General features: G+C 32.9%; 24 protein-coding genes. 9 read left to right on the forward strand and 15 right to left on the reverse strand.

The genetic code is table 11. The features are described 5' to 3' along the window. Nucleotides 1-34: 34 nt before the first annotated feature. Nucleotides 35-1,378 carry a coiled-coil domain-containing protein gene (locus ACTU6T_RS15285; protein ID WP_460219066.1) on the reverse strand — a complete coding sequence of 448 codons (1,344 nt, stop codon included), beginning with the start codon at nt 1,376-1,378 and terminating at the stop codon, nt 35-37. A gap of 172 nt (nt 1,379-1,550) precedes the next feature. On the opposite strand from ACTU6T_RS15285, the gene ACTU6T_RS15290 reads away from it, so the two are divergent. Both ACTU6T_RS15290 and ACTU6T_RS15295 read left to right on the forward strand, forming a co-directional pair. Further along, complete coding sequence (locus ACTU6T_RS15290) at nt 1,551-2,348, forward strand: MBL fold metallo-hydrolase (RefSeq protein ID WP_460219067.1); 798 nt, start codon at nt 1,551-1,553, stop codon at nt 2,346-2,348. Nucleotides 2,349-2,452: 104 nt separating this feature from the next. Next, nucleotides 2,453-2,686 (forward strand): hypothetical protein, encoded by a 234-nt coding sequence (locus ACTU6T_RS15295; RefSeq protein ID WP_460219068.1) that lies wholly within the window; start codon nt 2,453-2,455, stop codon nt 2,684-2,686. A 188-nt stretch (nt 2,687-2,874) separates the two neighbouring features. Here the strand turns inward: ACTU6T_RS15295 and ettA are convergent, their stop codons facing one another. From ettA to ACTU6T_RS15340, 9 genes are all read right to left on the reverse strand, one after another. Beyond that, nucleotides 2,875-4,566, reverse strand: coding sequence for an energy-dependent translational throttle protein EttA (gene ettA, locus ACTU6T_RS15300; protein WP_460219069.1), 1,692 nt, complete (start codon nt 4,564-4,566; stop codon nt 2,875-2,877). Continuing rightward, the gene (locus ACTU6T_RS15305) at nt 4,566-4,748 is read right to left on the reverse strand and encodes a CAL67264 family membrane protein (RefSeq protein WP_460219070.1); all 183 of its coding nucleotides are present in this window, start codon (nt 4,746-4,748) and stop codon (nt 4,566-4,568) included. The genes ettA and ACTU6T_RS15305 overlap by 1 nt, the downstream gene beginning before the upstream one ends. Nucleotides 4,749-4,850: 102 nt before the next feature. After that, a complete protein-coding gene (locus ACTU6T_RS15310; protein ID WP_460219071.1) occupies nt 4,851-5,567 on the reverse strand; it encodes a pirin family protein in 717 nt (238 codons plus the stop codon). Nucleotides 5,568-5,584: 17 nt separating this feature from the next. After that, nucleotides 5,585-6,457: a pirin family protein gene (locus ACTU6T_RS15315; protein WP_460219072.1), complete on the reverse strand. Its 873-nt coding sequence runs from the start codon at nt 6,455-6,457 to the stop codon at nt 5,585-5,587. A 52-nt stretch (nt 6,458-6,509) separates the two neighbouring features. Next, the gene (locus ACTU6T_RS15320) at nt 6,510-6,947 is read right to left on the reverse strand and encodes a MarR family winged helix-turn-helix transcriptional regulator (RefSeq protein WP_460219073.1); all 438 of its coding nucleotides are present in this window, start codon (nt 6,945-6,947) and stop codon (nt 6,510-6,512) included. Further along, entirely contained in the window at nt 6,947-7,363 is a 417-nt protein-coding gene (locus ACTU6T_RS15325; protein ID WP_460219074.1) for a DUF1801 domain-containing protein, read from the reverse strand. The genes ACTU6T_RS15320 and ACTU6T_RS15325 overlap by 1 nt, the downstream gene beginning before the upstream one ends. Nucleotides 7,364-7,374: 11 nt before the next feature. Then, the gene (locus ACTU6T_RS15330) at nt 7,375-7,656 is read right to left on the reverse strand and encodes a GNAT family N-acetyltransferase (RefSeq protein WP_460219075.1); all 282 of its coding nucleotides are present in this window, start codon (nt 7,654-7,656) and stop codon (nt 7,375-7,377) included. A 2-nt stretch (nt 7,657-7,658) separates the two neighbouring features. Next, nucleotides 7,659-8,189 (reverse strand): NADPH-dependent FMN reductase, encoded by a 531-nt coding sequence (locus ACTU6T_RS15335; RefSeq protein WP_460219076.1) that lies wholly within the window; start codon nt 8,187-8,189, stop codon nt 7,659-7,661. Beyond that, nucleotides 8,189-8,551, reverse strand: a complete 363-nt coding sequence (locus ACTU6T_RS15340) for a DoxX family protein (protein ID WP_460219077.1) — start codon at nt 8,549-8,551, stop codon at nt 8,189-8,191. The genes ACTU6T_RS15335 and ACTU6T_RS15340 overlap by 1 nt, the downstream gene beginning before the upstream one ends. Before the next feature lie 143 nt (nt 8,552-8,694). Here ACTU6T_RS15340 and ACTU6T_RS15345 point away from each other — a divergent pair, with 143 nt between their 5' ends. Genes ACTU6T_RS15345 through ACTU6T_RS15355 form a run of 3 tightly spaced genes read left to right on the forward strand, consistent with a single transcriptional unit; the run spans nt 8,695 to nt 12,204 of the window. Further along, entirely contained in the window at nt 8,695-10,323 is a 1,629-nt protein-coding gene (locus ACTU6T_RS15345; protein WP_460219078.1) for an acyl-CoA carboxylase subunit beta, read from the forward strand. A 4-nt stretch (nt 10,324-10,327) separates the two neighbouring features. Continuing rightward, the gene (locus ACTU6T_RS15350) at nt 10,328-10,924 is read left to right on the forward strand and encodes a hypothetical protein (RefSeq protein ID WP_460219079.1); all 597 of its coding nucleotides are present in this window, start codon (nt 10,328-10,330) and stop codon (nt 10,922-10,924) included. Beyond that, a complete protein-coding gene (locus tag ACTU6T_RS15355) occupies nt 10,921-12,204 on the forward strand; it encodes an MFS transporter (protein WP_460219080.1) in 1,284 nt (427 codons plus the stop codon). The genes ACTU6T_RS15350 and ACTU6T_RS15355 overlap by 4 nt, the downstream gene beginning before the upstream one ends. 3 nt (nt 12,205-12,207) lie before the next feature. Here ACTU6T_RS15355 and ACTU6T_RS15360 read toward each other — a convergent pair whose 3' ends face one another. Both ACTU6T_RS15360 and ACTU6T_RS15365 read right to left on the reverse strand, forming a co-directional pair. Then, complete coding sequence (locus ACTU6T_RS15360) at nt 12,208-12,825, reverse strand: vWA domain-containing protein (RefSeq protein WP_460219081.1); 618 nt, start codon at nt 12,823-12,825, stop codon at nt 12,208-12,210. A 90-nt stretch (nt 12,826-12,915) separates the two neighbouring features. Then, the gene (locus ACTU6T_RS15365) at nt 12,916-13,980 is read right to left on the reverse strand and encodes an AMP-binding protein (protein ID WP_460219082.1); all 1,065 of its coding nucleotides are present in this window, start codon (nt 13,978-13,980) and stop codon (nt 12,916-12,918) included. A gap of 103 nt (nt 13,981-14,083) precedes the next feature. Between ACTU6T_RS15365 and ACTU6T_RS15370 the strand changes: the two genes are divergently transcribed. Continuing rightward, a complete protein-coding gene (locus tag ACTU6T_RS15370; protein ID WP_460219083.1) occupies nt 14,084-15,967 on the forward strand; it encodes a DUF3857 domain-containing protein in 1,884 nt (627 codons plus the stop codon). Then, nucleotides 15,967-17,901: a hypothetical protein gene (locus tag ACTU6T_RS15375; RefSeq protein WP_460219084.1), complete on the forward strand. Its 1,935-nt coding sequence runs from the start codon at nt 15,967-15,969 to the stop codon at nt 17,899-17,901. The genes ACTU6T_RS15370 and ACTU6T_RS15375 overlap by 1 nt, the downstream gene beginning before the upstream one ends. A gap of 46 nt (nt 17,902-17,947) precedes the next feature. Here the strand turns inward: ACTU6T_RS15375 and ACTU6T_RS15380 are convergent, their stop codons facing one another. Continuing rightward, complete coding sequence (locus tag ACTU6T_RS15380) at nt 17,948-18,907, reverse strand: CPBP family intramembrane glutamic endopeptidase (protein ID WP_460219085.1); 960 nt, start codon at nt 18,905-18,907, stop codon at nt 17,948-17,950. 4 nt (nt 18,908-18,911) lie between these two features. Beyond that, nucleotides 18,912-19,964: an o-succinylbenzoate synthase gene (locus ACTU6T_RS15385; protein WP_460219086.1), complete on the reverse strand. Its 1,053-nt coding sequence runs from the start codon at nt 19,962-19,964 to the stop codon at nt 18,912-18,914. A gap of 56 nt (nt 19,965-20,020) precedes the next feature. Between ACTU6T_RS15385 and ACTU6T_RS15390 the strand changes: the two genes are divergently transcribed. Together ACTU6T_RS15390 and ACTU6T_RS15395 are read left to right on the forward strand one after the other, a co-directional pair. Then, nucleotides 20,021-20,920, forward strand: coding sequence for a sterol desaturase family protein (locus ACTU6T_RS15390; RefSeq protein WP_460219087.1), 900 nt, complete (start codon nt 20,021-20,023; stop codon nt 20,918-20,920). Further along, nucleotides 20,921-21,712 carry an SDR family oxidoreductase gene (locus ACTU6T_RS15395; protein WP_460219088.1) on the forward strand — a complete coding sequence of 264 codons (792 nt, stop codon included), beginning with the start codon at nt 20,921-20,923 and terminating at the stop codon, nt 21,710-21,712. It begins immediately after the preceding gene. Between the two features lie 3 nt (nt 21,713-21,715). Here ACTU6T_RS15395 and ACTU6T_RS15400 read toward each other — a convergent pair whose 3' ends face one another. Then, entirely contained in the window at nt 21,716-22,393 is a 678-nt protein-coding gene (locus ACTU6T_RS15400) for a metal-dependent hydrolase (RefSeq protein ID WP_460219089.1), read from the reverse strand. Nucleotides 22,394-22,503: the final 110 nt, after the last annotated feature.

The following is a 22,503-nucleotide window of genomic DNA, read 5'->3' on the forward strand; positions in this document are numbered from 1 at the left end:
ACACTTTTTTTTACAAAAACGGTTCAACTCATCTTTAAGACAATAAATCGTCGTCATTAGCTTCTGGTTTAGGTTCTCCTTCTGGTTCTCCTCCTCCATCTGAAGGTGCATTTGGGTCTGCATTATAATATTCATCAAAAATTTCTTTCATATCAATACCATAACGATCTGCAAAGTTTTTCTGGATTTCAGAATCTTTTGTTCTGATTTCTTTTAAAGCTTCTGCATAACTGCCATAAACCCCTTGCATTACTTTTTCATGCACTGGAATATTATCCATCATCTCTTGACGTGCCTTAGCACTTGCTGTATGCATTGCTGCTAAGGTTTCTCCAATATGCTCATCGGTTTTCACACCTAAATGCTCTAAAATAGCAGCAAACTCTTGATCTGTACGCGCTTTTAAAGCCACAACATAACCATCATAATATTTCAAACGCTCGTCTGTATCACTCTTAAGTTTTGCACGATGCGTTTGCAGGTTACTACGTAAAGACGTTAATACTTTAATTGTTAAGTTATGCTTATGCACAAAACTATCTTTTGAAGCTGCTAATGTGGTGTAAGCATTTTTTAAACCTTCAAGCTCTTCAACTTTTTGTTCTAGCTGTGTTACTTTTTCTAAAGCTTCAGAATACTCAGTCGATTGCTTGTCGGCAACTTCTTCTAGTGCCTGACGTGCTTGCTTTAATAAGGCATATTGCTCTTCGAGTTGTGTTTCTACTTGTTTCTTCTTTTCTAAAGCTTTTGTATGATTATTACTCGCTTCAACAATAGCTGTTTTTAAACTCTCTTCAACTTCTTTGATTTCAAGTTCTCTATCTTTTAAACGTTTAATAGCAGCCTGACTCTTAAATGACAATTCATTTAATAAGGTTTGTACATCTGCGCTTTCAATTCGCTGTTGAAACATAGCTTTAGCTTTGTTATCTGATGCATCACGTTCTTTTTGGGCAGCTTTAAGCTCTTCTTCTGCCTTTTTGATTTTTCCTTTTCTTCCAAATAAGTTATTCCAAAACGTATCAGGCTTAGCGTTGGCATCTTCTAATTCTATTTTAGCACGTTCGAGGCGTTTGACAGCATCATCAATGATTTTCTGTTCAGCTGCATTTAAAGCCGAAAACCCTTCGAACATGATACCAACTTCATCCTGATAATCGGTTAAATCTTTAATGGCATCTAATAAAGTAGAACGGTCTTTTTCAGCCATATCAACAACATTATCTAAGGTTGCATTCAAGATTTTCTGACGACTTTCTGGATCATCTTCTTGAGCAAGCTTAGACTTCATTTGGTCAATAGCTTTACCCCAATTTACATCTACTTTCTCAGTTTTCTCGTTGGAATTCGTTTCTAATAAATCAAAATCATCAGACATATTTATGTGGTGTATTAAAGTTGGACAATATTTAGGACTAGCAATTTCGTTAAAAAATATGATTTTAAAAACTTAATCTGCCTAAAATATCTGTCTCTAAATGGATTATTTTGTTACAAACTTTCCCAAGAATCGATTTGTAATTATCTTTAGGTACTCAAAACATTATATTATGAAATATTATAAAACAATATTGCTTATCGCTTGTATATTAGTGGTCTCTTGCAAAAACGACACAAAAGACCCCATAGATAAAGACATTGAAACGAATACCAAAGATTTAGTAGCTGAAACAACTTCAAAAGAAAAAACACTAAGTATCCATCCTATTTCTCATGCTACTATGGTTTTGACCTATGCAGAAGAAGCTATTTATGTTGATCCCACAGGAGGTACAGATGCCTTTAAAGGATTCGCTACTCCTGATATTATTTTGATTACTGATATTCATGGAGATCATTATAATATTGAAACCTTACAAGCACTAGATGTGTCCTCTTCAACAGTAATTGCTCCTAAAGCTGTAGTAGATAAATTTCCTGAAAGTTTTAAACCTAAACGAATCTCAATTATCAATAATAATGAAATAGTAGAAATTAACGATATTTCATTTAAAGCCATACCAATGTATAACTTACGTGAAGAAGCTTTACAATATCACCCAAAAGGCAGGGGAAATGGTTATGTATTAACTATTGGAAGTGAGCGTATTTATATTTCTGGCGATACTGAAGATATTCCAGAAATGAGAGCTTTAGAAAACATTGACAAAGCTTTTATTTGTATGAACTTGCCATGGACAATGGCGGTTGATAAAGCAGCTGAAGCAGTTATTGAATTCAAGCCAAAAACAGTTTATCCATATCATTATAGAGGAAAAGATGGCATGAGTGATGTTGAAAAATTTAAGACGCTAGTTAATCAAGGTGATGAATCTATAGAAGTTGTTCAATTAGACTGGTACAAGTAATTTTTTGATATTTTATCGATTAAGTGTAACTTTTTATAGATTAATTGCTTCTATTATAATATTTATTGTATATTTGAAGACCAAATCGAATTAAACCTATTGGAATGCTAACTACTTATTCTTCAAATATTTCCCTTGTAAGCACGATGCAACTTACCATAGTTCTCATTGTTACGGCATCTATATTTTTAATTTTTATTGCAATTGCAATAATTAAGATGTACAAATTAAAGGCCGAAAACAAGAAGTTAACTGACAATAGTTTCTATAAATCTGAAATAGATAAGAGTTATCAAGATTTTACCGATGGTCATTTATATGATAATACAAATAAGTAATATGGATGATACTCTTTCAAAAATAACAACAATACTAACTATTGCTTTAGCAACAATTTTAGTCTTATTAATATTGAATTTATATAAAGTACATACCTTAAAAAAAGAAAATGAAAAGCTAAAAAAGCAAATAGATAAACAATAAAAAAGCCAGCAGTAGCTGGCTTTTTTATGACTAGAAATTAACACTATCGCACCAACTTCTTATACTTAATACGTTTTGGCATCAAATCTCCACCTAAACGTTTTTTCTTATTGTCTTCATAATCTGAAAAACTTCCTTCAAAGAAATAGACTTGACTATCACCTTCAAAAGCTAATATATGTGTGCAAATTCTATCTAAAAACCATCTATCATGAGAAATTACTACCGCACAACCTGCAAAGTTCTCCAAACCTTCTTCTAGAGCTCTTAATGTATTGACATCAAGATCATTAGTAGGTTCATCCAAAAGTAATACATTACCTTCTTCCTTTAGTGTCATTGCTAAGTGCAGACGATTACGTTCACCTCCAGAAAGTAGACTCACTTTTTTGTTTTGTTCACTTCCAGAAAAATTAAATCGACTTAAGTAAGCCCTAGAATTAACTTGTTTTCCACCCATCATCACAAGTTCCTGTTCATCACTAAAGTTTTGCCATATCGACTTTTCAGGGTCAATATTGGCATGCTTTTGATCTACATAAGCAATCTTTGCTGTTTCGCCAACTACAAACTCACCTTTATCCGGCGTTTCTTCTCCCATTATCATTCTGAAAATTGTAGTTTTACCAGCTCCGTTTGGGCCAATAACACCAACAATTCCAGCTTGCGGCAAATTGAAATTTAAATCTTCATATAATAACTTATCCTCATAGCCTTTGCTTACACCTTTAGCCTCAATAACATTGGTCCCTAAACGTGGGCCATTAGGAATGTATATTTCGAGTTTCTCATCCAATTGCTTTTGGTCTTGACTCATGAGTTTATCATAATTCTTTAAACGTGCTTTTTGCTTAGTTTGTCGACCTTTAGCACCTTGTCTAACCCATTCTAGCTCTCGCTCTAAAGTTTTCTGACGTTTGGATGCTGTTTTACTTTCTTGAGCCATTCGCTTAGATTTTTGATCTAACCAAGACGAATAATTTCCTTTCCAAGGGATTCCTTCTCCTCTATCGAGTTCTAATATCCAACCCGCAACATTATCTAAGAAATATCTATCATGTGTTACAGCGATGACCGTTCCTTTATATTGTGCTAAGTGATGTTCTAGCCAATGCACAGATTCTGCATCCAAATGGTTGGTTGGCTCATCCAACAACAAGACATCTGGTTCTTGAAGCAATAAGCGACAAAGCGCTACTCGACGACGTTCACCACCAGATAATACGGCTATTTTTTTATCACCATCTGGTGTACGCAAAGCATCCATAGCGATTTCAAGCTTAGTGTCTAACTCCCAAGCGTTAGCGGCATCTATTTGATCTTGAAGTTCAGCTTGGCGATTCATTAGCTTTTCCATTCTGTCCGGATCACTATAAACTTCTTCCAAACCAAACTGATCATTAATATTGTTATATTCATCGAGAATAGCAACTGTTTCAGCAGCACCTTCACGAACCACTTCCATTACTGTTTTATCATCATCTAATTGTGGTTCTTGCTCCAAATATCCAACAGAATAATCTTGAGAAAACACAACATCACCTTGATAGTTTTTATCAACACCAGCAATAATTTTCAGCAAGGTAGATTTACCAGAACCATTAAGTCCGAGGATACCAATTTTTGCGCCATAGAAGAAGCTTAAATAAATGTTTTTTAATACTGGTGTATTGGCAGACTGAAATGTCTTAGTTACACCAGACATTGAGAATATTACTTTTTTATCATCACTCATTATACACGTCCTTTTAATGCATTAAACACCCAAGCAATTGCAAAAAAGCCAATACCAACAGCTGCAAAACCCCACCCTGCCACATCATCATAACGGAACGCTCCTAATGCTATTAAACCTAATCCTACAATTATCATTATTATGGTAGCCCAAGCTAACACTGTATTTTTATTCATCGCCATAATTCAATTTATTTAAGGGAAATACAAATATCGCATTTTTTAACTAAAAAAAGCATTCTATAAAAGAATGCTTTTCTTGTTATTCATGTGTAAAGATTTTAATTAACTCATTGGAACTTCAATAATCACTAATTCTGAATCTTTAGTTGCATTAATTTCTACAGTATTAGTTTCATAAACACCTAATGCATCTCTCTTTTCTAACGTGACATCCATTATTTTAACTTCTCCTTCTACAACAAAAATATAGGCTCCATTAAGAAGCGATTTTAGATTCACTTCAATAGATTTGTTATTATTCAGAGTTGTTCTATAAATGTAAGCCTGTTGAGAAATTGGTAAAGCATTAGCTTCTAATTTGTCCTTTGGAGCAACGACTGTTTGTAATTGATTTACTGTCTCATCTAAAGAAAATAAACGCTGTTGATAATTAGGAGTAACATTTATTTCTTCTGGTATAATCCATAATTGAAGAAAATTCACCTCATCAGTTTTACTATCATTAAACTCAGAGTGTGTCAATCCTGTTCCTGCACTCATCACCTGCACTTCTCCAACTTCAATAGCACGCTTATTACCTATACTATCTTTGTGTGATAATGCTCCTTTAAGTGGAATTGAAATAATTTCCATATTTTGATGTGGATGCGTTCCAAAACCCATTTTAGGTTGAACGGTATCATCATTTAACACTCGTAACGCTCCAAAGTTCATACGTTCCTGATTTTGATAGCTAGCAAAGCTAAAGGAATGATGAGATTTCAACCATCCATGATTTGCGAATCCTCGTGTATCTGCTTTATGAACTATTGTTTTCATAATTTTTAGTTTTTAATTTAATTCGCTGGAAGAAATCCCATTTTACCCATTTGGTAATCACGCATAGCTTCCAATAATTCAGTTTGTGTATTCATGACGTAAGGGCCATAGGTAGCAACGTTCTCATTAAATGGCTCACCAGACAAAAACAGCATCAAACTATCTTTCTCTGCGCTTATTTCAAATCCTTCACCATCTTGGTAAAACTGAATGAATTGATTCTCATTTAATTCTAGTACTTCAGAATCGCTAATTCTTACCTTACCTTTTAGCAAATACAATATCCCTTGCTGAGCTGCATCAAAGTTAATTTCCTCATTACCTTGAGCTTTTGCATTAATCATAAATGTATTGACTGGCGTTTGCGTTGAAATCTTCCCAAAGGTGTTTTGAAGCTCACCAGAAATAATTCTGGTTTCAACCTTTTTATCGTCAGATGTAATTATGTTAAACTCCTCATATTTTGCGTGTTGATAATTTGCTTGCATCATTTTCTTTTCAGCAGGAAGGTTTAACCATAACTGAATACCTTCAATGACCCCTCCTTTTTGCACAAAAGATTTTGTTGGTCCTTCGGCATGAATTATACCTCTACCAGCTGTTGTCCATTGCACATCTCCCGCTTTAACAACACTTTCATTACCAAGAGAATCGCGATGTAACTGCTCTCCTTGAATTAAAAATGTTATAGGTTCAAATCCGCGATGAGGATGTGGTCCTAAATCAAATGGATTACTTTTTTCATTGATCTCATAAGGACCATAATGGTGCAATAAGATAAATGGATCTACCATATCTATGTCTTGTGTTGGTAATGGTTGACGCAATTGTATTGGCCCCATATTAACGAAATCACTTCGCCCTACTCTTTTTATCGTATTTAATTTCATTGTCTTATTGTTTTAATAGTTTCCATGGAAACTATTTGGTTAAAAAAATACCTTAACGTATTTTATCAAGCAGATGACTTAATTGTTCAGCTTCTTTTTCAGTTAAATTCTCAAGAAGATCTTCTTTAAATTCTTTTGAGATCTCGTTTAATAAACTTAAACCCTTTTTAGTAATTTTAATATGAACTACTCTCCTATCTTCTGGGCAAGGTAATCGTTCAATAAGATCTTTATCACATAGCTTATCCATTAATCGCGTAGCATTAGGCGCACGCTCTAACATTCGTTCTTTAATCGTTTGCACTTTAATCGCTTCACCAGCACCACGAAGAATTCTCAAAATATTAAACTGCTGTGGTGAAATCCCAAAAGGTTTAAAAAATGCTGTTTGATGACTATTGATCCAATTTGCGGTATAGATAATATTCAGTAATGCTTTTACTTTACTATTCGGAAATGTTGAGTTTATATCTTTAGAAATATCTCCCATTACTGAACTTCATTTTTCATTTTACTAAACATAGTAACTACTATACCTTTTAATATATCAATATCTACATCAGACAAGGTTTTAATGTACAAACAACCTTTTCCAATGCTATGCTTACCTAGCTTTGACAAAGCATGAGACTCATCTTCTAATCCAAACATAAGGTGCAAGGATAAATTACTTTTAGTTGGTGCAAATCCTGTTAAGAACCATTCTCCTTCTTTACCTGCTTTAGTTTTATAAATATATTTTCCAAAACCAATAATTCTATTCCCCCAAAGTTTTGCTTCATATCCTGAAACATCTTCAAACATTTTCAATAGCTTTATAGAATCAGCTTTTTTTTGTTCATCATCTATGGCATTTAAAAAAGCCATAACATCAGCATCATTTTCTTTGGTTTTTAAATAGGACATTGTTTTATATTTTAAAATAGCACATCGCTATAATCAATTTTCTTTCTAAACACTGCAGTAGCAAAGGGACATAAAGGTAGTATTTTTATTTGCTTAGCTCTTGCATAATTAACAGACGCTTCAACTAAAGCATATCCAACACCTTGACCCTTTAGAGATTTATCGACTTCAGTGTGATCAATTATAATCTTATTTGAATCAGTATGACTGTAAGTCATCAACCCCAACTTTTCACCATTTACTTCATAAAAGAATTCACCTTTATTATTGCTGTCAATATGTTGAATGTTCATAATTATAGGGATTCTTCTAATTGTTTTACTTCTTCAAGAAGCATATTGTTTAGTTGACTATTAGTAATTTTTCCATCAGAAAAATTATCACCAAAGGATGGCAAAGAAAATTTTCCAACAATGTTTCCTCCCATGTATGGAAAACGACCAGCAGCAATATCTAATACTGTTGCACCTCCTCTTCCTCCAGGTGAAGTAGCCATAAGCAACATTGGTTTATCGCTCCATAATTTCCCATCTATACGTGACATCCAATCAAACAGGTTTTTAAAAACTGCAGCATAAGCACCATTATGCTCAGCAAATGATAATACGATACCATCTGAAGATTTAATGTAATCTAAAAAACTATGTGCATTATCTGGAATTCCATGTTCTACTTCATAGTCTATTCCGTAAATAGGAAGCTCAAAATCATTCAAATCCAAAACAGTAACTTCAGTATCTGTTACTAAACTTGAAGCATAAATAGCCAATTGTTTGTTTATTGAATTTTTACTATTACTTGCGGCAAATGTTATAATATTTTTCATTAGTTTTTTGATTTTAGTCTTTTATAAAAAATGTATGATGTTATTAATAATACCAATGCAATTACTGCTCCTCCTTGTTCCCCATCTCCAATCATATAATGTGCAAAAAATGCTAATATGAATGCAAAAAAGAAACCTGAATACGCCCACTCTTTCAATGCATTAAATTTTGGTGTCCAAAGCGCAACTAGCCCTAATAACTTAGCTATAGCATAAGGATATATTATATATGTAGGGTACCCAAAACTTGTGAACATTTTAGCAACATCTTCATGTTTAAAAAAATACATGCTTACAGAAAACAGCATAAATAAAGTTAATAAACCCGTCGCTACATAAAAAATAATTTTATCTCGTTTCATCTTAATATTGTTTTTGTTGGTACAAATATATAACAAATATATTTATTTTCCAAGGAAATTATTTCCATGTAATATTATTTAATAAATTATTCACTTTATAATCCGTAATGGGTTTTGTAAATTCGTAGGAAATAAAACACACTATGGATTTAAACTTCAATAAGAACGAAGATCATAATAAATTACTCCTTTCCGATTTAAAAAAACGTCTTGCCAAAGTAAAACTTGGTGGAGGAGAAAAACGTATTGAAAAACACCATTCTAAAGGTAAAATGACAGCAAGAGAACGTATAGATTTTCTTCTAGATTCGAAAAAACCATCAGTAGAAATTGGAGCATTTGCCGGTGAGGACATGTATCAAGAACATGGTGGCTGCCCGTCTGGTGGTGTGGTTGTGAAAATAGGTTACGTTAAAGGTAAGCAGTGTATAGTAGTTGCTAACGATGCCACTGTAAAGGCAGGTGCTTGGTTTCCCATCACTGGAAAAAAGAACTTACGCGCTCAAGAAATTGCCATAGAAAATCGATTACCAATTATTTATTTAGTGGATTCTGCTGGTGTATATCTACCAATGCAAGATGAAATATTCCCAGATAAGGAGCATTTTGGGCGTATTTTTAGAAACAATGCCGTTATGAGCAGTTTAGGAATAACACAAATTGCGGCCGTTATGGGAAGTTGTGTTGCCGGAGGTGCTTATCTACCTATAATGAGTGACGAAGCTTTAATAGTTGATAAAACAGGGAGCATCTTTTTAGCTGGCAGCTACTTAGTTAAAGCTGCAATTGGAGAAACTATAGATAATGAAACACTAGGCGGAGCAACCACGCATTGTGAAATTTCTGGAGTAACCGACTATAAAGCAAAAGATGATAAAGATGCCTTACTTAAGATACAGCGACTAATTGATAAGATTGGTGATTATGACAAAGCTGGTTTTAATCGGGTCGCAGCAAAGAAACCTGTTGAAAATCCAGAAGACATGTTTGGCATCTTACCACGTTCTAGAGCCGATCAATATGATATGAAAGAGATTATCAAACGCCTAGTTGATAATTCTGAGTTTGATGAATACAAGGAGGGTTACGGACAAACCATCATCACAGCTTATGCACGCATCGATGGCTGGGCTGTAGGCATCGTAGCTAATCAGCGTAAATTGGTCAAAACCAAAAAGGGAGAAATGCAATTTGGTGGTGTGATTTATAATGATAGTGCCGATAAAGCCACACGCTTTATTGCAAATTGCAACCAGAAAAAAATCCCGCTAGTCTTCATACAAGATGTTACTGGCTTTATGGTAGGTAGTAAATCTGAACATGGTGGTATCATTAAAGATGGCGCAAAAATGGTGAATGCTGTTAGTAATTCTGTCGTTCCTAAGTTTACGATTGTCATCGGAAATAGTTACGGAGCGGGTAACTATGCTATGTGCGGGAAAGCTTATGACCCAAGACTCATTATTGCTTGGCCAAGTGCTGAATTGGCAGTAATGAGTGGAAATTCTGCCGCTAAAGTATTACTGCAAATTGAAAAAGCATCGCTAGAGAAACAAGGCGAAAAAATAACACCTGAAAAAGAAAAAGAGCTATTTGACAAGATTAAAAACAGGTATGATAATCAAGTATCACCTTATTATGCAGCTGCACGTATTTGGACCGATGCAGTCATCAACCCTCTAGACACTAGAACATGGATTAGCATGGGAATAGAAGCAGCCAACCACGCTCCTATTGAAAAACCATTTAATATGGGTGTTTTACAAGTTTAAGCGTATGATTATTTTAAAAAAAGTTACTTATTATAATAAGATTTTTCATCTCTGTTTTCTACTCTCATTATTCTTGTTTGCTTGTAAAAGCAAGACTATAAATGCTAAGACTGATATAGATTCTAAAAATTTCAAACTAACAGATGTAGCATATGCTAAAAAACAAATTTATGTAGGTGAGTTAAATACTGACCAATTAAAATTGTTAAAAACTTATTTATTAGAAAACTTTGATAAAAATATTGATAGTCTACATTATATCTCTATTTCGTATTTAAAGCCAAGAAATGTATGCTGGTATAATAATTATGCAGCATTATTTAGTAACTCCTATGAAAAAACTACCGAATCTATAAAAAGTAAAATGAACTCTGAACTATTGTTCATCCATTCAGAACCTGAAGCTCCAAAAACAGTAAGTTATTTTGACAACAACCAATTTATATATAAATTATTCGATAAAGGGCTAGAAGCATGTGATTTTAGTGTAACGATTGACTATAAAGGCAATTTTCTATTTAAAGCTGGGCATTTTGATGTAAAAGTGTTAAATGCCTTTAGAAATGAATTAGAAAACTTTAATACCAAAAACTCGAATTGATTAAAACGAAAATCAAACAGCCCACTTATGCTATAGTAATACTTATACTAGCAGCAGAAGCGGTATTTATTTTACCATTCGTATTACAGCGTCTTTTTAAAACAACGTTTCTTGAATCGTTTGACATTAATCAATTTGAACTAGGGAGTTGTTTTTCAGTGTATGGAACAATAGCATTGTTTTCATATTTATTTGGTGGTCCATTAGCCGATAAGTTTCGTCCTCATTTATTGATGTCTTCAGCATTATTACTCACTGCGTTGGGTGGTTTCTATTTGGCCACTTATCCTAGTTTAATTAATCTTCATTTGCTCTATGGTTTTTGGGGCTTTACAACTATCTTTTTGTTTTGGGCTGCCATGATAAAAGCAACACGAATATGGGGAGGCAAAAACAAACAAGGTATCGCTTTTGGTTTTTTGGATGGCGGCCGTGGATTGGTTGCTGCAGTATTTGGGTCTATAGGTGTTTATATATTTTCATTATTTATCACTAAAGACATTGAGCTAACATCAATTGCAGAAAGACGTGAAGCCTTTAAACAAGTTATTATATATACATCTTTTGCAGTAATAGCTATAGCACTAATCGTTTATTTCTTTTTAAGATTTGATAATTCTGAAGATATAGAGTCAAAACAAGCTAAATCTCTAACATTTGACAACTTTAAACAAGTAACAAAATATAAAGCAGTTTGGCTACTTATGATAATAATCTTATGTGCTTATTATGCCTACAAAATGACTGATATATTTAGTCAATATGCTGAAGAAGTTATGCTTTACAACAAAATCGAAGCAGCAAAAATCGGAACCTATTTACTTTATATTAGACCTATAATAGGTATTGCAATTGGATTGCTAGCAGATAGAACCAAAGCATCATTATGGATAGTTATTGGTTTTTTATTAATGACGATTACTAGCCTTATTTTTGCATCTGGAATAATTAGCGATAACTCAGTACTGTTATTTATCTTATCTATAGGCACAATGGCTTTAGGTGTGTATTCGGCAAGAGTGTTGTACTTTGCTACTTTAGAAGAGGCAAAAATTCCATTAGCAATTACTGGAACAGCAGTTGGGTTTATCTCAATTATTGGTTATACTCCAGATATTTTCGCTGGATTACTCTATGGCTATTTTCTTGACGCTTATAAAGGACTAGAAATGGGGCACCAAATTGCATTTGCTATTATGGCTGGATTTGCTTTTGTGGGATGCATCGCGTCGTATATATTTTACAAACATACAGCATCGTCTCAGACCAAATTACATTAACAACTAATCTTTAATCACTGAAATAATCTGTGGCAATAATGAAATTGCCGTTAATAAAACTGCATTATTCTTTGTGTTAGACTTCACATCCTGTAAGGTTTCCACAGGAACTGCAGTAGGTGTCTTTGATATACTAGCACTTGGGTTTCTAATCATGATTATAATATTATCAGCATCTTCCTCATAATTCGTTGCTGCATAAGAATATGCTAGATCGATCCCATCGTTATGAAATGTTGTTATACTAGATTTTAAATCATCTAAACTATGTATGATTTTTTTTAAATCTGTAGCTGGTGTTTTCTCAAGAGCAATTCCATTAAAGCCTGAATAGGTAATGATAGAAATATAATCTTCTTCAGACAAACGCTCTGAGATTACTTTAAATGCTTGTTTTAAGATGATTTTATCCTCTAAATTTAAATCGCTAACGGGAGTCTGCAAAAGGAAAATTAAATTCTTAGATGCATCGTCTAAATCTTCACTTTTAGCATCAATATGATCAACTATAAATGTGATTATATTTTGAATTGAAACCGATTTTGTTTCAATATGTTGTTCTTGACCTGCTGAAACAAAAGTTGTTAATACTAATAAGAGAGCTAATACTTGATTTTTCATGACATTTGATTTTTAGTTCATAACAAACTTATTACCAAATATTTATAATCAAAATAACTAATGAGCAAATGAAGCTTTTCGATGAGTAAACTATTCTAAAACAGCTTCAAAACTTTTTTTCCTTTGAATTTTTCCGTTAGGAGTTTCTATAAATCGAGGCAAATTATAAATCACTTTAGGGACTTCAAATTTTTCCAACCCATTAAAAACAGACGCATTTAATGTGGAGGTATCACTCTCTAATATTAAAACAACTTTTTGACCTAAATCCTTATCCTTTTCCGAAGTAATAAAAAATCGTTCTTTAATAAGCTCTTGTAATTTAGCTTCAATAGCCTCTGGAAATAATTTTACACCTCCAGAATTAATCATATTATCATAACGTCCACTAATACTAAACTCTGTCTCAGATAACATTTCAACAACATCATTGGTTACAACTTTATTTTCAGAAAGTGCTTCTGCCTCAATAACCAAACATCCTCTTTCGTCTTTAGAGATAGAAATATCTCTAAGTGTTTTAAAACCAGTATCGTTATGTGGGTTTTTATTAAGTTGCCTAACCGCAATATGGCTTACAGTTTCTGTCATGCCATAGGTTTCAAAAACCCTAACCTTAATCCCTTTTAATGACGTCTTCAATGCTTTAGATACTCTTGCTCCTCCAACAATTACAGTTTTTATATTGGTCAATCTTTCTAAAGAATTTTGCAATTGCAATGGAATCATCGCGCAAAAATCATAGACCTTATGGTGATCGTATGATGGAATTGATGTTGGTGGTGCCATGTCTAATTCTAAACCAAGAATCATAGCCCTTACTAACATCATTTTGCCAGCTATAAACTGACACGGTAAGCAATGTAATGCTGTTTGGCCAGGCTCTAAACCAAAAAAATCACCAGTCATTACAGATGAATTTACCATATACTGCTTCTTGATTTTGATGCTTTTGGGCGTTCCAGTAGAACCAGAAGTTTTGGTTAATATATAATCACGATCATCTAGCCAATCTAATAAAAAATTTCCAATATTTTGCTCGTATGACTCGCCTTCTTTCACAAGACTATAGGCAACTTCTTTGAGTTCATTATGATTAAAATGTATGCCATTAAGTTTAAATTTTAAATGAATTTTATCAAACTTTGGTGTCATTTTTGGTATGATATTAGCAGTATGGTTTTATACTATTTTTAACTAAACAAAGTTAAAGATAAATATTATATTAGTTTATATTTGAAATTAACCTTTTAAACGAATGAAGAAGCTACTTATCCTCTTTTTATGGATTCCTCTATTAAGTTTATCTCAAGACTTTTCGGATGAAGATTATATCTTTCTGAAACGTGCTGAGCATATTAAAATCAAACTCAATAGAGGCAAATTTGATATTTCAAAAAATGTATCAGAACAGGCCAAATATCTAACTGCAAAAAAGTTATATTTTGCTAACGAAGCCATGCATTTTGACAGTTTTTCATCAATAGAAGATATTGATGCATATACTATTCTTCCTGAAACCAACAAGAAAGTTGAAGTAGATTATATAGAAACTAAGCGTGAATTTGATAATGGTATTTTTTATAGTGATCAAGAATCTAAACAATTTACATTTCCGGCAGTAACAAAAGGTGCTGTTACACATTTAAATTATAAGGAAGTTATTAAAGACCCTCACTTTTTGGGGTTGTTCCGCTTTGGCACATATGTACCTACTAAACGAGCACAATTATCTATAGAATTCCCTTCTAATGTGTCTATTGGACATATCGATTTTAATACTAAAACTATTAATCTAGATTTCAAAAAAGAAACGAAAGGAAAAACTAATATTTATACTTGGACGGTTGAAAACATTGATGGATTTCAAGGTGAAGAAGACAGTGAATCTGCGATGTACTATCTTCCTCACATTATCGTTTATATTAAAAGTTATGAACGCAATGGTGAAACGATTAACGTCTTAAATGATGTTGGAGACTTATACAAATGGTATACCTCCCTTGTTAAACAAATTGATGCAAACGCCTTAGAACGTGTTTATAACATTGCCGATGATATTGTAGCACCTTTACATACGGATCAAGAAAAAGCTGAAGCCATTTTTAATTGGGTTCAAGATAATATTACCTATGTCGCTTTTGAAGATGGTTTGGGAGGTTTTGTGCCTAGAAGCGCTGCGAGTGTATGCGATAAACGGTATGGTGATTGTAAAGATATGGCTAACCTTTTATATGAAATGCTTAATCATGTTGGAATACCAGCATATCGAACATGGATTGGGACACGAGATAGAAACTATTCTTACTTTGAGGTACCGACACCAATGGTTGATAATCATATGATAACTACAGCAGTTGTAGAAAATGACACCATTTTCTTGGATGCGACAGATAGCTATGTTCCATTTGGAATGCCAAGCGCATTTATTCAAACAAAAGAAGCGCTGTTGGGTATTGACAATGATAACTATAAAGTCATTACTGTTCCTGCACAATCACCCGAATTGAGTAGCACAACTGCTATTACACATATGGAACTTGATGATTCTCGTATTAAGGTAAACGAGAAACGAACATTAACAGGTTACGATAAGGTAGAATTTATTTCAGAATACACCTATAATAAAGATACTAAAACAGACGAAGAATACCTCAATACAACACTTGAACTAGGTAATAATAAAACCAAGTATACTAATATCTCTAAAACTAATTTCGATAATAAAAACACCCCATTAGTTCTAGAATATGATCTAGATATTGATAGCTATAGTAAATCTATTGGTGAAAAGGTATATATCAATTTAAATATAGATCGATCTTTATCTAAAAGTAGTATTGATATCAAAGACCGCAAATACAGTAAAAAGATTGATTATAAATTTAAGAAGTCATTCATAACCACTTTTAAGATACCCGAAGGATTTACAGCGAGCTATATCCCGAAGGAAGCTAGTTTCGAAAATCCTAACTACGGTTATACTATTTCTTATAGTACAAAAGACAATATTATTACACAACTAAAATCCATCTACGTTAATACGTTAAGCATTAAAAATGAAGGCTTTGAACCATGGAACAGCTTTATAAAGAGTTTGAGAAAAGCCTATAAAAAAAGTATAATTTTAGAACAACAATAATGATTAAGAACCTCACATTTCTATTACTTTTAGTAACCTCTACTTCAAGTTTTGCACAATACTATAAAACCTATGATTGGCCTGATAAACCTAGCCTACATGAGGTTTCTGAGGATGATGCGAATACATCTTCAGTTGGCATCTTAAAAAAACATATCGTCGAGTATACCCAAGGTGCATTGGCGCAACGTCCGCGTCGTTTTGAAACCGAACATACGATAGCTCGAGTATTTGATGACAAAGGAATAGCACAACACAATAAAGTATACATACCAATGTATAATGTAAAAAATGTGATTGACATTAAAGCAAGAACGATAAACTCTGAAGGTAAAATAACACTCTTAAATAAAGACAACATCAAAGAAGTTAATAATGTTGAAGATTTTGGAGATTTCAAAATTTTTGCCATTGAAGGTGTTGAGAAAAATTCAGAAATTGAAGTACTCTATACTGTTGAAAAAGAATTCGACATGTATGGTTCTGAAACCCTTCAATCAGATTATAAAATAAATGAAGCCCAGTTTTTATTTATTACTGGTAATCTTAATGCGAATATTAAAGCATATAGAACTACTGAAAATTTTGAATACGTAACTATTGATGGCAATGAGGAAAAACAATTGACAATTAAGAACATTCCAGCCATGATTGAAGAGGAATATTCTACACCAAGAGCAAACAAAATTGGTGTTGTTTATCAATGTTTCCCTAAAGGACAAAACATTACTCAAAACATGTTTTGGTCAAATGTTTCGAATAATGTTGGAAGTCAGTTTTTTGCTAAAAAAATAACTGAAAGAGCTAAAAAAGATGTCGAAAAAATAATTGAAGACCATAAGGATCTTACTAATTATAAAAAAGCGGCATTGATTGATAATTTTATCAAAACCAATTTTACTATTGTTGAAAATAATAATGCCGATTTATCAGACCTAGATTATATACTAGAAAATCGATCATCTAGTGATTATGGCATTTTAAAAGTCTATGGTCAATATTTAAAGGCTTTAGATGTGGATTACGAAATTGTTATTACTTCAAATCGCTATATAAACAAATTTGATCCAGATTTTTTCATCCCAGGAATGCTAAGAAACTTTATGATTTATTTACCTTCCGAACGTAAATACATTGCTCCAGATCGAATAGAATCTAGAGTTGGTGAAGCTCCTTCAAACATTCTTGGAAATTATGCATTATTTATTCCTTCGGACTTTGATCACTATTTCTCTAAAATTGTTGAAGAAGATCCAGAATTTAGCAGAATACGACGTGATATGGACATTACTTTTGATGAAGATTTGGAGAAAGTTACGATCGTTGAAGATCAAGCTTACTTTGGTCATTGGGCAGAAACTAGTAGAGCTGTAATGAACCTCTCTACTGAAGAGAATATTAAAGGGTATAAAGATTATTTAACAGGTTCTGGTATTGAAGATAAGGACGTGGTAAGCTACGAAGATAACCATACAGAACTCAATCAATTAATTTATAATATTCCTTTTGAAGTGAAATCAACAATTACTTCAGAAACGTTATTAGAAGATGCAGGTGATAGTTATATTTTTCAAATTGGAATGGTAATCGGTACACAGAGTGAATTATATCAAGAAACTGAACGAATCAATCCTATAGAAATGCAATTCCCAAATCGATATAACTATGAGATTGTTGTAAACATACCTGAAGGATATTCGGTTGAAGGCTTAAATTCATTAAACATTAATAAACAATATATAGGTCGCAACGGTAAGACTCTAGCTAAATTTGAGTCTGGATATTCAATGGACGGCAACAAACTTGTAATCACTATAGAAGAATTTTATAAAACTCATGAATTTAGCATTCATAAATATGAAGACTTTAGAGCTGTTATTAATGCAGCATCCGATTTTAATAAAGCTGCAATTTTATTAAAGGCAACAGAATAAATAAACTTATCATAAACTAAAAAAGCGACTACTAAGTCGCTTTTTTTTATTCACCAATAATTTTATAATCTTCTTTTGGTGGTTCATGTACTTCACCAAATAACTTCTCTTTCCAATGCTTCCATTTATAAACTCTCGAAAATATAAAGAGTATAATTGGAAATATTATAAACACAGGCAAAATCATATCTATAAATTCTAACTGAGGTTCTGAAATGTCTTTTAATACTGAATGCGTTTGAAAGACTGTCCAATCTGTAGTCACCAATAATGCAGTAAATAAATTATTGGCAGCATGAAACCCTAAAGCAAGTTCTATCCCTTCATCCATCAAAGTCATAATGCCTAAGAAAAATCCTGTCCCGATATAATAAATTAAGAGACTATATCCTAGCTTTTCTATTTCAGGGTTTGCGATATGTAGCAATCCAAAAATTAAAGAGGTCATCATCAAAGGAAACCATCTGTTTTTGGCTAAAGTTCCAAAGCCTTGCATCAAATACCCTCTAAACAAATACTCTTCTAGACTTGTTTGGATTGGCACCAAAGTAATCGCAATTACTGCCAAAATTAAGAATCGTTTCATTTCAAAATTATACACATAATTCTCAGGAGCTAAAACAAAATAATCAAGAAGGACTAAACTAGATGAGATAATACCCCAGAATAGAAAGGCAAACCAAATACGTTTCCAATCCAATTTTTTTCTGGAAGTCGCTACAGAAGTCATTGTTTGTCCGTGCAATGTTTTTACAGCTAGAATTAATCCTATAAATGCAAAAACAAATGAAAGAAGCATTAAAAATAAAAAGGTATTAGATTCTAACAAAGCGTACATATTGGTTTCATTAATGGCATCAAAAGCATCACCATTTTCAGCTGCCTTAAAAATCATTGCTCCTAATAGTGGAAGCTGACCAACCAAAGCGGCAATAAATATAATTACAGATCCAATAAGGTATCTCCAGAAGTCATGTCTAATCTTAAAAGCTTGTGCTATAAACATAATGTTATTTAAATTTTATATTCAGATTGGAGGTATTCCAATCTAGTTTAGTTTGATGTTGCAATGTACCATTTTTTACTACTAATGGGGAATCAAAGTTATTCGTAAACAAACTCCCAGTACCTAATCCTTGTGGCATATGATTATTCAATGTATAAGTCCATTGTGCTATGGCATTGAGTCCAATATTGCTCTCTAAAGCACTTGTAACCCACCAACCAATATGCTGTTGTTCTGCAAATTTAATCCAAGCTTTGCTCCCACTATATCCACCAATTAAAGTTGGCTTTAAAATAATATATTGTGGCTGTATAGTTTGTAGTAATTGTTGCTTTTCTGTTACAGAAAATACGCCAATTAATTCTTCATCTAAAGCAATTGGCAAGGGTGTTTCTCTACATAAATTCGCCATATCATCCAACTGACCCTGTCTTATAGGCTGTTCTATAGAATGTAAGTTATAATCTGATAAACGTTTTAACTTCTCTAGAGCTTCAGAAGGAAAAAAAGCACCATTAGCGTCAACGCGTAACTCGATGTCATCTTTAGAAAATTCTTGTCGTATAGATTTTAGCAAGCATAATTCTGTTTCAAAATCAATGGCGCCAATTTTCATCTTTATACAATTGAACCCAGCTTCTATCTTGTCTTTAATTTGCTGTTTCATGAATGCCTCACTTCCCATCCAAATTAATCCGTTTATTGGAATATGTGCTTTTCCTTGGGTAAATTTCGAAGAAAATAACTCAAATTGGTTTTCACTTTCCAAAGATTTAAAAGCCATTTCTAAACCAAATTGAATACTTGGAAACTCTTCAAGCTCAATAAGCAGTTGTTCTAACCCTAATTCAATATGATTGCAAGTCCATTGCAATGTCGTTTCAAAATCTGAACGATCATCTACACTCAAGCCTTTAAACATACCACATTCGCCTATACCTGTCTTATCATTATTGTTCAATATAATAAACCAGGTCTCTTTTGTTTTTAGAATGCCGCGTGATGTACCACTAGGCGTTTTAAATTTAAGATTATAATGTTTGTAAGTTGCCCTCATTCAATAGCAAAAATAGGTATTATTTTTTGTAATTTGTGACCACCAATTCTAATAGAATGCAAGACCCAAACTTTCCAAATATCATACTTTTTGCTATACCGTTTTTCATCGTTGCAATGCTCCTAGAACTATATGTTACCATAAGACAAGGTATCAAGACCTATGAACCAAAAGATGCTTTTTCTTCTATTGCTATGGGACTAGGAAATGTTTTTTTAGGATTTTTTAGTAAAGCAATTGTTTTACTAGCATTTTTTTATATCTATGAGCATTTTAGACTATTTACCATTCCTATTGTATGGTGGAGTTTTGTTCTTGTTTTTTTTGCTGATGATTTCGCCTATTATTGGTTTCATCGTATTTCTCATGAATGTCGAATTTTTTGGGCATCGCATGTCATTCATCATTCGTCACAACACTATAATTTAAGTACGGCATTACGTCAAACTTGGTCTGGTGGATTTTATTCTTTTGTGTTTTGGTTATGGTTACCGTTATTAGGGTTCCATCCTGGTATGATCATGCTTCAAATGTCAATAAGTTTATTATACCAATTCTGGATTCATACTGAAGCTATTGATAAATTACCAAAATGGTTTGAAGCCATATTCAACACACCATCACATCATAGAGTTCATCATGGTAGTAATCCATTATATCTCGACAGAAATCATGCAGGAATTCTTATTATTTGGGATAAACTCTTTGGAACTTTTCAACCAGAACTAAAGAACGAAAAAGTAGTCTATGGATTAGTCAAAAATATTAATACTTACAATCCTATAAAAATTGCATTTATTGAATGGATTAATATGTTCAAAGATGCATTTTCTGGTCGGAAATCTCTAAAAAATCGATTCCTCTATCTGATTAAACCACCTGGATGGAAACATGATGGAAGCGGACAAGTATCTGAAGACTTACGACAAGAGTGGCTGTCTAAACATTCAAAATAAATGACATTCGATAATAAAACAATTTGGATTACTGGCGCTTCGAGTGGTATAGGAAAACACTTAGCTATTGCTATATCTAAATACAATTGTAGGCTCATACTTTCTGCTAGAAGAGCAGAAGAACTTGAAAAAGTAAAGCAGCTTTGTAACCATCCAGAAATGGTATATATCCTCCCTTTAGATTTAGCTGAAACGCATAAGGCACAAACTGTTACTAATGAAGCTATTTCGGCTTTTGGAAGGATAGATGTTCTGGTCAACAATGGAGGTATTAGTCAACGCTCACCCATTATAGATACTTCAATAGAGGTTGATCGTAAACTTATCGATATTGATTATTTAGGTACTGTTGCTTTATCCAAAGCCTTATTACCACATTTTGTAGCAAATCAATCCGGACATTATGTTGTAGTATCTAGTCTTATGGGCAAATTTAGTTCACATTACCGTTCGGCATACTGTGCAGCTAAACATGCATTACATGGTTTTTTTGATGCTTTGCGTCTAGAACATGATAAAGACCATATAAAAGTTACGATGATTTGCCCTGGTTTTGTCAATACGAATGTGGCTAGAAATGCTTTAACAGCAGATGGTAGTAAACAAGGTTATCAAGATGAGATGACAGAAAACGGTTTAGATGTTGAAGTCTTCGTTAAAAAAATGATCAAAGCCATTCGTAAAGAAAAGTATGAAGCATATATTGGTAAGTTTGAGAAGTATGGCGTCTTAGTAAAGCGTTTGTCGCCAAAATTAATTCATAAGTTGGTTATGCGTAGTAAAGTGAGGTAGAAATCATAATTCTATACTCTCTCCTATACCCAATAACATTAGATCTTTGTCCTTATTAAAGAATTTACGTTTTGCAGCTTCATGATCTATTTCAATATAACCAAAAGTATCAAAATGGTAGCCAAGCACTTTATCACAAGCAACAAAATCACTGGCGTGAATAGCTTCATCAATTCCCATTGTAAAGTTGTCTCCTATTGGTAAAATGGCTAAATCCAACTTAGTAAACATAGGAATAAGCTTCATATCCATAGTTAATGCAGTATCTCCTGCTATATAAATATTTTTATGTTCGCCTTCAATTACAAATCCACCAGGTTGCCCACCATAACTACCATCTGGGAATGAAGATGTATGAATTGCATTTACATATTTTACAGTTCCAAATTCGAATTCCCATTGACCGCCATGATTCATAGGATGACTTTCTAAACCTAGTTTATCAAAATAAGTGGCTATTTCAAAATTAGAAACAATAACTGCACCTGTCCGCTTTGCAATCGTTTCAACATCGAGAATATGATCTTGATGCGCATGTGTTACTAAAATATAATCAGCCTCTAAATTGTCAATATTTATATGCGATGCTTTAGGATTTCCAGAGATAAATGGATCGACCAGAATTGAAGTATCAGCGATTTTAATTCCTAAACTCGCATGACCATAAAATGTGATTTGCATTGATGATATATTTTATTCGAATTAATTAGAAACCTAAAATACGAAAAAACTCAGACAGATTTGAAGAAATTGTCTGAGTTTTAAAGCCCCAAATTTTATTGCCAACATAA

This window comes from Psychroserpens citreus (genome assembly GCF_055686305.1).